The sequence below is a fragment of the Parabacteroides sp. 52 genome, assembly GCF_010500925.1.
In the GTDB taxonomy this organism is placed as follows: domain Bacteria; phylum Bacteroidota; class Bacteroidia; order Bacteroidales; family Tannerellaceae; genus QVMG01.
Map to the genome: position 1 here is coordinate 244,059 of NZ_QVMG01000001.1, position 11,869 is coordinate 255,927.

The 11,869-nt window shown below is 40.7% G+C and carries 10 protein-coding genes; 4 read left to right on the forward strand and 6 right to left on the reverse strand.

Annotation, left to right across the window (positions count from 1 at the left end):
• Window positions 1-11: 11 nt before the first annotated feature.
• The 4 genes from D0T51_RS01020 to rfbA form a co-directional block, all read right to left on the reverse strand.
• Window positions 12-1,154 (reverse strand): OmpA family protein, encoded by a 1,143-nt coding sequence (locus D0T51_RS01020; protein WP_163724010.1) that lies wholly within the window; start codon window positions 1,152-1,154, stop codon window positions 12-14.
• 133 nt (window positions 1,155-1,287) lie between these two features.
• Window positions 1,288-2,439, reverse strand: coding sequence for a GDP-mannose 4,6-dehydratase (gene gmd, locus D0T51_RS01025; protein WP_163724012.1), 1,152 nt, complete (start codon window positions 2,437-2,439; stop codon window positions 1,288-1,290).
• A gap of 33 nt (window positions 2,440-2,472) precedes the next feature.
• Window positions 2,473-3,546: a GDP-L-fucose synthase gene (locus tag D0T51_RS01030; protein WP_163724014.1), complete on the reverse strand. Its 1,074-nt coding sequence runs from the start codon at window positions 3,544-3,546 to the stop codon at window positions 2,473-2,475.
• Window positions 3,543-4,415 (reverse strand): glucose-1-phosphate thymidylyltransferase RfbA, encoded by an 873-nt coding sequence (gene rfbA / locus D0T51_RS01035; RefSeq protein ID WP_163724620.1) that lies wholly within the window; start codon window positions 4,413-4,415, stop codon window positions 3,543-3,545. The genes D0T51_RS01030 and rfbA overlap by 4 nt, the downstream gene beginning before the upstream one ends.
• 146 nt (window positions 4,416-4,561) lie before the next feature.
• Between rfbA and D0T51_RS01040 the strand changes: the two genes are divergently transcribed.
• Genes D0T51_RS01040 through D0T51_RS01055 form a run of 4 tightly spaced genes read left to right on the forward strand, consistent with a single transcriptional unit; the run spans window position 4,562 to window position 8,861 of the window.
• Window positions 4,562-5,818, forward strand: a complete 1,257-nt coding sequence (locus D0T51_RS01040; RefSeq protein ID WP_163724015.1) for a carboxypeptidase-like regulatory domain-containing protein — start codon at window positions 4,562-4,564, stop codon at window positions 5,816-5,818.
• Window positions 5,819-5,871: 53 nt separating this feature from the next.
• Complete coding sequence (locus tag D0T51_RS01045) at window positions 5,872-6,420, forward strand: RNA polymerase sigma-70 factor (protein WP_163724017.1); 549 nt, start codon at window positions 5,872-5,874, stop codon at window positions 6,418-6,420.
• Window positions 6,417-7,277 (forward strand): FecR family protein, encoded by an 861-nt coding sequence (locus D0T51_RS01050; protein ID WP_163724019.1) that lies wholly within the window; start codon window positions 6,417-6,419, stop codon window positions 7,275-7,277. Before D0T51_RS01045 ends, D0T51_RS01050 begins: the two co-directional genes overlap by 4 nt.
• A 24-nt stretch (window positions 7,278-7,301) precedes the next feature.
• Window positions 7,302-8,861, forward strand: coding sequence for a carboxypeptidase-like regulatory domain-containing protein (locus tag D0T51_RS01055; protein WP_163724021.1), 1,560 nt, complete (start codon window positions 7,302-7,304; stop codon window positions 8,859-8,861).
• A 661-nt stretch (window positions 8,862-9,522) separates the two neighbouring features.
• On the opposite strand, the gene D0T51_RS01060 is transcribed toward D0T51_RS01055, so the two are convergent.
• On the reverse strand, window positions 9,523-10,812 hold the full coding sequence (locus D0T51_RS01060; RefSeq protein ID WP_163724023.1) for a nucleotide sugar dehydrogenase: 1,290 nt from the start codon (window positions 10,810-10,812) through the stop codon (window positions 9,523-9,525).
• 12 nt (window positions 10,813-10,824) lie between these two features.
• Window positions 10,825-11,706 (reverse strand): DNA/RNA non-specific endonuclease, encoded by an 882-nt coding sequence (locus D0T51_RS01065; protein ID WP_163724624.1) that lies wholly within the window; start codon window positions 11,704-11,706, stop codon window positions 10,825-10,827.
• Between the last annotated feature and the right edge of the window lie 163 nt (window positions 11,707-11,869).

Consider the following 11,869-nt stretch of genomic DNA (forward strand, 5'->3'; position numbering starts at 1 on the left):
AAGACTATAAATTAGTCGTTTGCTCTCATGATAACAACGCGGTTCCAGTTGTTTTCGCTATAAGGTTGTTCGTCTGAGCCTCTCCACTCGATAGTAATCTGGTTAGAAGAGATACCGTATTTTTCAACCAATTGTTTAGCAACTGCTTTGGCACGTTTTTCAGAAAGACCCATATTATAAGTACCTGTACCTGTATTCTTATCTGCATAACCAATAACCTTGATAGGTGTATTGTTTTCTTTTGCAAATTCAGAAGTGTTATAAATATTGATCTGTTGGTTTTTGTCAATTACTGCACTGTTCAAGCGGAAGTAAACAACATTGTCAATAGTGTTATTATTTACTACAGTAGCTTTTGGCTCCGGACATTCAGGACAAGAAACCGGACGTTTGCTCAATTCGTCATTAGCAGCACGCAATGCGTTAATCTGACCATTCAAATCATTCAATAAAGCATAATCCATTGGTTCAAGAACTTCGAAATCAGTTTTACCCAATTTAAAGGTCAAACCAACTGTTGCTTGCAACATAGCGTCTGTCAATTTTTTATAAGCTACACGGTTGAAAGTTTCATTCATTAATGAAGCTTGTGCTTCCACATTTAAATCAACACGTTTGCTCAAACGGAATGCTGTCAAGATACCTCCGTTTAACGTAGGAGATTCCGAACGAGTCACACCTTGGCTTTCAAAACGCTGAGCGTATCCCAAACCAACCCAAGGGATCAAACGGAATACTTTACTTTCACGATAAGGAGCCCATAAATTAGTTACATCCCATAACACATCTGCATGAGCTGCAAGATAAGTTCCGTCTAATTTGAATTGAGCATCTTCGTTGGTACCAAAACTTTTGATCGGACCACCATTAAATTGTACACGGAACCCGATTGTAGGGCTATACCATTTACCAATTGAAAGAGATGGAGCAAAATTTAAACGATCACCAAAATCAGCATCTGAATTATGGTCACCCATCAATATACTACCACCACCTGCAATTGAAATAAACCAATTATCTCCTGCCTTATTCTTCTTAAAATTTGTCTTATAACCAGCTTCATTGCTGAAACCTACTTGTGGTTTATATTCCTGTGCTGAAACAGAAAAAACAAAACCTGACAATAACGCAAAAAGTAATACCTTTGTCTTCATATTAATCAACTTTTAAATTAAACAATCAAATTTTCTTTATGTATTAAAAAGATTAAAGTGTACGTGTTTCAAAACGGAGCAAAATTAACGCTTTTTTGAATTATAACAAATTAAAAACAGATTTTGTTTCAATTTACTCAAAATAGTTCAAAATTTTGTATCCTCCTTCTCTCAAATAAGACTCTTTTTTCATTAATTTAATATCGTTTTTCATCATATCCTCTATCAGACTTTCCAGTGTATACTCTGGCACCCACCCCAAACGAGTACGTGCTTTGGTTGCATCACCAATTAACAAATCCACCTCCGTCGGACGAAAATATTGTGGGTCTACTCCGACCACTTCTTGTCCAATTCTTTTCTTTATATTTTCCAAATAAGATTGCCCTACCTGATCCACAAATAAAGATTCATTAATTGCATCCAACAGAGCCACTTCTTCCACTCCTTTTTTTTGGAATTCCACATGCATGCCGACCTCCTCAAAAACCATCCGGATAAAATCACGAATAGTTGTCGTCACACCGGTTGCTATAACATAATCAGATGGTTCATCCTGTTGTAACATCAGATACATCGCCCGTATATAATCTTTGGCATGCCCCCAGTCGCGCTGAGAGGACAAATTCCCCATATAGGTCTTTTCCTGCATCCCCAAAGCGATACGGGAAGCGGCACGTGTCACTTTTCGCGTAACAAAGGTTTCTCCCCGCAGCGGAGATTCATGATTAAAAAGAATGCCATTCGATGCATGCATACCATAGGCCTCCCTGTAATTCACCGTAATCCAGTAACCATACATTTTAGCTACGGCATAAGGACTTCGGGGATAGAAAGGGGTCGTTTCGCTCTGAGGAACTTCTTGTACCAATCCATACAATTCAGATGTAGAGGCCTGATAAATACGTGTTTTTTTTGTCAAATTCAATAAACGAACAGCTTCCAATATACGTAATACGCCCAAAGCATCGGCATTCGCCGTATATTCGGGGGTGTCGAAACTGACCTTTACATGGCTCATTGCTGCCAGATTATATATTTCATCCGGTTGTATCTCTCCAATAATACGGGTTAGATTCAGGCTATCCGTCAAATCCCCGTAATGCAAGATCAGATTCCGGTCTTCCACATGCGGATCTTGGTACAAATGGTCAATCCGATCGGTATTAAACATAGAGGACCGACGTTTGATACCATGAACAATATATCCTTTCTTTATCAAAAACTCCGTCAGATAGGCACCATCCTGCCCTGTTATTCCTGTTATAAGCGCAACTTTACTCATCCTATTTTATTATTTCATTTTTACGATAGAGTATCACTCCATTAAACAATACCATTGATACAAACGTTCAACCCCTTTCTCTATTTCTACAGTATGACGCCAACCCAAACGATGCAATTTTGTCACATCGGTCAATTTACGCAGGGTACCATCCGGTTTAGTCGCATCAAATCGGAGTTCTCCTCCAAACCCTATCACCTCTTTTATCAATGCAGCCAAGTCTTGAATACGATGTTCCACCCCGGTACCCACATTGATATGTGTATTCCGCACCTCTGCACCCAATGGCTTCAATGCTGAAAAATCAACCTTTTCCATTATAAAAACAGAAGCATCGGCCATATCCTCACTCCATAAAAATTCACGAAGCGGTTTTCCGGTACCCCACAATACAACAGCAGAAGCACTGATACCATATTTCGTCAAGACCTGCATCTGTTCTTCTTTCGGACTTTCTCCGGTGACTCCTTCAATCGGCCGTTTGTTTAAATCCGACCGTATAGCCTGCCAATCCCCGCGTTCCAAACAATGTGCCAGATGGATTTTTCGAAGCATAGCCGGAAGCACATGGGATCTTTCCAAGTCAAAGTTATCATTTAAGCCATATAGATTAGTAGGCATAATTGATACAAAATTCGTCCCATATTGTAGATTATAACTTTCACACATTTTTATACCTGCTATTTTAGCTATCGCATAGGGCTCGTTGGTGTACTCCAAAGCTGACGTAAGCAGACAATCTTCCGGCATAGGCTGCGGAGCCTCCCCCGGATAAATACAGGTACTCCCTAAAAACAAGAGTTTTTTCACTCCATGGGTATAGGCAGCATGTATGACATTATTCTGAATCATCAAATTCTGATAAATAAAATCTGCCCGGTAATGCGCATTTGCCCAAATTCCTCCTACATGTGCTGCTGCCAGAAACACATAGTCCGGTTTTTCCGTGGCAAAGAAATGATCGACTGCCTGTTGATCGACCAAATCCAATTCTGCATGCGTACGAAGAACGATAGATGTATATCCCTTCTGTTGCAGATTATGAAGTATGGCCGATCCCACCAAGCCACGATGACCGGCCACATAAATTTTACTGTCTTTATTCATTTTAATATATGCAATAGATATTGCCCATACTGGTTATGAATCATTGTATGGGCTATTTTTTTCAACTTCGCAGCATCAATCCATCCCTGGTTATAAGCGATTTCCTCCAGACAAGCGATTTTCAATCCCTGCCGTTTCTCGACAACCTCCACAAAGGTGGCTGCTTCCGAAAGCGAGTCATGTGTGCCGGTATCCAACCACGAAAAACCTCTTCCAAGCACCTGCACCTTCAATTCCCGTTCTTTTAAAAAGACTTGGTTCACGGTAGTAATCTCAAACTCTCCCCGTTCCGAGGGTTGGATATTTCGGGCTACATCAACCACTTTATTAGGATAAAAATAAAGCCCTACAACCGCATAATTAGACTTTGGTTGGCTCGGTTTTTCTTCAATGCTGAAGACAGAACCATCCGCATCAAACTCAGCCACTCCGTAACGTTCCGGATCATTCACAAAATAACCAAAAACAGTGGCTTTTTCGTTTTCCTCCGCATCCCGGACCGCTTCTTTCAGCATCCCGGTAAAACGCTGTCCATAAAAAATATTATCCCCCAACACCAAACAAACGGTATCATCTCCTATAAAATCAGCTCCAATAACAAACGCCTGTGCCAATCCGTCCGGTGAAGGTTGTTCTGCGTACTCAAAACAAACACCCAAATCAGACCCATCTCCCAATAACCGGCGAAACCCCGGCAAATCCTGAGGAGTAGAAATAATTAAAATCTCACGTATTCCGGCCAGCATCAATACGGAGATCGGATAATAAATCATAGGTTTATCATAAATGGGCAACAACTGTTTGGAAACCCCTTTCGTTATCGGATATAAACGTGTTCCCGAACCTCCTGCCAACACAATTCCTTTCATGATCTTTTCTTTTGAATGTTTTAACTTCGTTGGCAAAAGTACGTAAAATTTCCACATCTATCTTTTTTTATCCTTTTTCATAGGGTATTCCTTTTTTAAACAGTCTTACTGACAAATACGAATTTGTAACATTCAAACGACAACTTATGAGAACGTATAGTAAACAAACAGTACTTTTCCTCATGGCATTGATGTTTATCTGCGGAAACATCCCTGCTCTGGCACAGGAAGAAAGCGACTTCATTACAGTAAGTGGTGTGGTGAAAGATCAGAAAAACAAAAAAGGATTGGAATATGTCAACATATCCGTTCCCGGGAGCAATTTAGGTACCGTCACAAACACGGATGGAGAATTTAGCATTAAAATTCCTCAAACACTTCCGGTTGACAGAATAAAAATATCACATATCGGTTATTTGAATACCCTCATTTCAATAAAAGACAAAGACATTTCCAACCTGACAATAAGCTTATCTCCCAATACAAACCTATTGGAAGAAATTATTATCCGCGCCCGCGATCCTCGTTTTATTGTAGAAGAAGCCATCCGTAAGATACCGATGAATTACAGTCCCAAGAACAATCTATTCACCGGCTTCTACAGAGAAACAGCTCAAAAAGGACGCCGCTATATCAATATAACCGAAGCAATTATTGACATTTACAAAACAAACTATCAGGAATTAACGGTTGAAAAAGACCGTGTTCAGATTTATAAAGGCAGAAAGTTATTAAGCCAGAAGGCTAACGACACCCTTGTAGTCAAACTATTGGGAGGCCCTAACTTGTCTCTATATGTAGATATTGTCAAAAACCCGGATATATTATTAGAGAAAGAATCACTCTCCAACTATTCTTTTCGCCTGGAAGAAAGTGTGATGCTGGACAATCGCCCACATTATGTGATTCGTTTTATTCCGCAGGCAGTCCTGCCCTGGGCTCTCTATGAAGGAAAATTATACATAGACAAAGAAAAACTTTGCTTCTCCAGGGCGGAATTCAATTTAAACATGGACGACCGGAATAAGGCCACCCAAGCCATTCTCAAGAAAAAACCGTTCGGATTGCGTTTTCGTCCGCTAGAAGTATCTTACCTGGTAACCTACAAAGAGCGGGATGGCCTTACCTACTTGAGTTATATACGCAATGAAGTGAAATTCAGATGCGACTGGAAGCGTAAACTATTCGGCACCAATTACACCATCCACTCCGAGATGGTCATTACGGACGGGAAAGAGGCCGACTCTACTATTCCTTATAAAATGTCTTTCAAAAACAATCAATCCTTATCAGACAAAGTGGTTGACTTCCTGGATGAAGACTTTTGGGGTGCTTATAACATCATAGAGCCGACAGAATCTTTGGAGTCTGCCTTTAATAAACTAAAAAAGCAACAAAAATAATATCTCAGATTCTTTTTGTAACTTTGAGTAGTCTACCGATTGAAAATCTTGTTATGCGGAACGATTTTTTCGTGTTGAAAAAAATAAAAGAGGGAGATATTAAAGCTTTTGAAAATATTTTCAGGCTTTATTACTCTCCCCTCTGCATGTACGCCACAAGTCTGACCGGGCAAATGGATACGGCGGAAGAGATCGTTCAGGAATTGTTTTATGTATTCTGGAAAGAACGGGCTAACATTCAGCTATTTCATTCGTTGAAAAGTTACCTGTATGGAGCTGTACGTAATCGTTCTTTTCAATACCTGGAGCATTTGGAAGTACGCAACCGATACAGAGAGGCCATTCTTTCCCAAAAACCGACCGGTTCTATATCGCCACTGGAACAACTTGAATACGAAGAGCTTCAACAATTAATCAAGAGAACGATCCACCGGCTTCCCAAACGTCGTCAACGCATCTTCCAAATGCATCGTTTGGAAGGTATGAAATATGCCGAAATAGCATCCGCCCTTTCTGTATCGGTAAAAACCGTAGAAGCAGAAATGAGCAAAGCACTTCAAACGTTACGCAAAGAAATAGAAAACTATACCCACATCGCATGAGTCAGATAAATATTCATAAAAGAAAAACCGATCAGGCATGGGATCAACTTTATGCACGCCTGGAAAAAGAAGCATTGCTCCCTGACGACATACAAAAGAAGCCGTCCGATTCAATCCGTATGCGGACAATGAAATGGGCGGCGGTCATAGCTGTATTATGTCTATCGGTGGGCTCTCTCTTTTTCTTGACACAAAAAAAGAGTCCCCCCCCTTTTCTCTCCATACAAAACAATGAAAAAGCATCTGCCCTTATTACAACGCTGGAAGACGGATCTATTATACACCTGTCCGATCAGGCGACTTTGCACTATCCGGTACATTTTCATTCCGACAAACGGGAAGTTATACTGGAGGGAAATGCCCTGTTTGATGTAAGCGGCAATAAAGAACGTCCATTTTTTATCGAAACGGAAAAAGTACAAATCGAAGTCCTAGGCACTTCTTTTCAAGTAAAAAGTACCCAAAACACCCCCTTTGAGTTGTCCGTAACCCGTGGAGAAGTAAAAGTGACAACGAAAGAAAACCCGGAAAGTTGTATCGTGAAAGCCGGAGAAACGGCTTTGCTCTCAACCCAAGGATTGGAGGTGCACGCAACCTCTTCTCTCTCTTTGTTTCCCTATGAGGTACAACGCATATTGTTCAAAGACGAACGCATGGAAGATATCTCCCATGTACTCAATCAGATTCATTCTGGCCAAACGATACAGGTAGCCTCCTCCTTATTTGACAAACGAATCAATATCGGGTTCACAAAAGAAACATCTTTGCATGAAATGGTTGAAATTATCTGTCAGGGATTCAATCTTACCTATACGGAAAACGAGAATGTATTCCTTATTTCCGAACGCATGGAGTAAAACCTTTTAATATACTTACTACTGATGAGACAGACGGCTTCATATACTCTGCTTCTCTGTTTTTGGGGATTCTTGCTCTTTTTGACCACCTCCTCCCTCAAAGCAGACAACGAAGATGTGTTAAGCCGCCTTATACCTATAAACAAAGGGAAAGGAAGTATATATAAAATGTTAGGTCAGATTACCGACCACTCCGGTTATCTCTTTATCTATGACAGCAACCTGATTGAGAATGACAAAGAAGTAAAGATTAAAACCGGCACCTATACAATCCGTGCAGCCATACACCTTATCACAGGCAATGATAATATTGGACTAAAAGTGATAGGCAACCATATCCTGATTTACAAACCGGATCTTACCCTATCCCCTATTCATCAGACACTTGATCGGTCTCCGGAAAATGATTTCCTGACAATAGAAGGGGTTATTCTCAACCGCTATACCAGTGAACCTATACCATTTGCAACCGTAGGCATAAGCCAGGCAGCGATAGGCACTGTAACAAATCAGAACGGAGAGTTTCGTTTCCGCTTTCCGGATTCACTGCGCAAAGAGCCTATTCAGTTTTCTCATATAGGCTTCATCCCCCAGGAGATTGAGAGCAATCTGATTGTAAACGGACATCACCGCATTTCTCTGGAACCCAAAGTCATCTCGTTACAGGAAATAATTGTCCGCTTGGTTAATCCGCAAAAACTATTGGAGGATATGTTGGAAAGAAGAAAACTAAACAATGCCCCAAAACCGGTCTACCATACGACTTTCTATCGGGAAGGGGTAGAACACAAAAAGAAACTGAACAGTTTAACCGAAGGCGTCTTCCGGATATACAAAACACCCTTCTCTCAACCGGAATCATCCGATCAGGTGAAATTATTAAAGATGCGGCGGATCATCGACCAGCATGAACGGGATACAGTTATAGCCAAATTCAAATCCGGCATCCATGCCAGTCTGATGCTTGATCCGGTCAAACATCTGCCGGATTTTTTAACCCATCCGGATTGGTATGATTATGTGCATAGCGACATTACCGTCAAGGAGGGTCGCTTGGCTAATGTGATTGTATTCGAACAACGAAAAGGTATTACAGAACCATTATATAAAGGAGAAATCTATATCGACGCAGAAAACAGCGCACTTCTTGGTATCTCTTTTCATATACATCCGGCATTTGTGAAAAAGGCAGCCGGTATGTTTATAGAGAAAAAAAGTAAAAAACTGTCCGTCACCCCGCAAAAAATAAGCTATACCGTTTCTTATAAGGCATGGAATGGGGTTTATTACATCAATCATATCCGTGGAGACCTTTTCTTTAAAGTTAGACAGAGACGAAAATTGTTCCATAGCACACTGCACACCTGGTTTGAAATGGTTACCAGTAAAACCGACACCCTGAATGTATCCCGTTTCACCAGACAGGAGGTCTTCCATCCCCACACCATTTTTGCTGAGACACCTTTTACGTATGACAAACGTTTTTGGGAAGATTTTAATATCATCCCCCCGGAAGAAAAACTCAGTGATGCCCTCCATAAAATCTCATCGAAAATAGAAATGGAATCCGCTGAGGGGTTTTGATGTGGAAAGGATAACGATGAATGATTAACGATTAGTGATTAGTGGATGGAAGATTGCTAACGAAACATTCTCAATTTTTACCCCGTCCTAAAATGGGTTGTCAAGTTAATGGGTACGTTAGTTTCAAGTCAGACTGGCTGATAAATAAAATTGCTGACAATCGTCGGCAATTGTGCTGACAATCGTCGGCAATTGTGCCGATAATCGTCGGCACTTGTGCTGATATATGTCGACACTTATGCCGATATATGTCGGCAATTTTATTTCCGTTCGAATTGATATATACATTTATCAAGAGAACCGCTGGTTGTCACCCTCGTGGTATACGATCAATACGATGTCGGTGAACCCCGGCAAAGGGCTACAGATTCACACGTACCATGTAAAGAGTTATGAAGTGGGCCAACAGATTCACCCTTTTCAGGGATGAGAGTAAAGGAAGTGTAAAGGGCTTAAATCATAAAGAGGGCCTTTTCGCAAAGGCCCTCTTTATAGGTTTTTAATAGGTATTAGTCTTTAAGGCAAAAAGATTGTTTAGGTTATCTGGATGCAAAGATGAGCCTTTCTCACATACTGTACAAATAAAAAAAGATATTATAAAACACATTTTTAATATTGTCGATACTTATTTGCACCTTATGTTACTTTTTAACATTTCAGCCTACAAGCTCCAATAGCCCATTTGGGTGATTCGTCCTCGATAAACCCCCTTTATGTCCCCTAAAACCCCTTGTTTGTTCGTTTTTGCTAAAAACCAGGATTCTTCTAATTTTAAATAATCTTTATGAGCAACAGCAACAATAATGGCATCATATTCGGATTCCGGAGCCGCAATCAATGAAAAGCCATACTCTTTGTATACACTATCAGAAGAAGCTAACGGATCCATTACATCCACTTTCACTCCATAGTCTTTCAGTTCGTTGATAATATCTACCACTTTGGAATTTCGGATATCCGATACATTTTCTTTGAAAGTAATGCCCATCACCAATACACGAGCACCCAAGATGTTTTTGCCTTGTTCGATCATCTTCTTAACGATCTTCTTTCCTATATATCCTCCCATAGAGTCATTGACAAAACGGCCGGAATTAATCATCTTGGGATGATACTTCAGTTCTTTGGCTTTATGAACCAGGTAATACGGATCTACGCCTATGCAATGCCCGCCTACCAATCCCGGGTAGAAAGGAAGAAAATTCCATTTCGTTCCGGCAGCATTCAATACATCGTATGTATTAATCCCCATCCGGTCAAAAATTATAGACAATTCATTCATCAAGGCAATATTCACATCCCGCTGTGTGTTCTCTATAATCTTGGCGGCCTCTGCCACTTTAATGCTTGGCGCACGATGCACTCCTGCCTTGACAACCAATGCATACACATCCTCTATTACATCCAATGATTCTTCATCCACGCCGGAGATTATTTTCATTGTATTGACCAGCGTATGTTCTTTATCCCCCGGATTAATTCGTTCAGGCGAATACCCTATCTTAAAGTCCACTCCTGTTTTTAATCCGGATATTTGTTCCAAAAGCGGCAGGCAATCTTCCTCCGTGCAACCGGGATAAACAGTAGATTCATAGACTACATAATCTCCCGGCTTCAATACATTCCCTACCAGACGGGTGGCACTTAACAAAGCTTTCAAATCCGGTTGGTTGTATGCATCAATAGGGGTCGGAACAGCAATAATAAAGAAAGAAGCTTCTTGCAACGAGGTGGCAGAAGAAGTAAAAAGAATATCTTTTCCGGTAAAGGCATCCGGGTCCACTTCATGATCCGGATCCCTCCCTTCGCGAAGAGAGGTTAAGCGTTCTTCATTGATATCAAACCCAATCACCGATAATTTAGCCGCAAAAGCCATTGCCAAAGGTAAACCCACGTAGCCAAGTCCAATAACAGCCAGTTTAGCTTCCTTATTTATTAATTTCTTATACATATGTTCTATTCGTTAGAAAGACCAGCAATCCAAATCCACTTTGCTTTCCATTATACGTTCCTGATCATCGGGTAACAAATGAAAGAAATCAATACCCGTTACTTTTTCCACACTGTCAATCGGAATCGCCAATGACTGCAAAGATACATTTTTATAATCTTTGTTTTCCAGTAAAAACGCAATTCCCTGGTATTTGTTATCAGTGATTGTACAAATAACTTTATAAAAATGCGTGGGAACTCCGATACGATTTGTACCCAATCGCTTCAAATCACCCTTTATCACAGGCCCGGCAGCGATCAGCAACACCTCATAATCCAAGGCCCATAAACGACTTTGTTCTTCCAAGGTCTTCCAAACACCCCGGTTCAAAGCCGGATCCTGTGGGCATATATTACTCAGGTAAAAAGATTCCCGCATCGCTTTATCCGACCACTTCATATCACCTGCCGGTGCCAAATGTCCCCGGTCGTATCCCGTCCGGGTATAATCTTCATTGCGGGCTGTAGCCCCCTTCACTTTCGGATCTGACACAAATTTATTCTTTCGTTCGACTTTCTTGCTTTGCGCCTCCTTCGCAGTAAGTTCCCAGGCTACCCAATTGGCTATCTTATAATTCGAATTATAAGAGACCGTATATCCCTCATGATAAATAACCTGTTCCTCTTTCTTTGTTTGTAAGCGGGGGATTTCTGCCTTTTCAGGAAATGTCAGTTTCTTCTTCTGCACAGAAGAGGAACGGGATGGCTTCTTCTGTTGAGGTTTTTCTATAATCTCTTTTTTTTTCGCTATGGGTTTTTCACCCGGTATCGTTTTTTCCACCGGATATAAATAAGGATACAAATACATTAATCCGACAAAAGCGATTGTCAAAACAACCGCCCATATAAACATTTGTTTCAGGGAAGAAAAAAGAGAGATCGTGTGTTGTTTTTTTCTCTTTCCTTTTCGTTTTTTTCCAGACTTCACTTTTCTCGTTGTTTTCTTTGTGCCCATTGAGAGTTTATTTGTTTATGCTAAATTATCGTACAAAAATAACACAAAACTCGCGCCCGGC